This is a genomic window from Intrasporangium chromatireducens Q5-1, assembly GCF_000576575.1.
Classification (GTDB): domain Bacteria; phylum Actinomycetota; class Actinomycetes; order Actinomycetales; family Dermatophilaceae; genus Intrasporangium_A; species Intrasporangium_A chromatireducens.
On sequence record NZ_AWQS01000614.1, the window covers coordinates 1 to 375 of the forward strand.

Here is a 375-nt window from a genome sequence, read left to right on the forward strand (position 1 = left end):
CGCTGCTCATCATCGCCGAGGACGTCGAGGGCGAGGCCCTCTCGACGCTCGTCGTGAACAAGATCCGCGGCACCTTCAACGTCGCGGCCGTCAAGGCCCCCGGCTTCGGCGACCGCCGCAAGGCGATGCTGCAGGACATGGCGATCCTCACCGGCGGCCAGGTCATCGCCGAGGAGGTCGGGCTCAAGCTCGACCAGGCCGACCTCACGGTCCTCGGCCAGGCCCGCCGGATCGTCATCACCAAGGACCACACGACGATCATCGACGGCGCGGGCGACTCGTCCGAGGTCGCCGGTCGCGTGGCCCAGATCAAGGCCGAGATCGAGCGCACCGACTCCGACTGGGACCGCGAGAAGCTCCAGGAGCGCCTCGCCA

Annotated in this window: 1 pseudogene; it reads left to right on the forward strand. The window is 69.6% G+C overall.

Annotation, left to right across the window (positions count from 1 at the left end):
- Positions 1–375: pseudogene (gene groEL / locus N864_RS23130) on the forward strand (chaperonin GroEL); the annotation flags it as partial.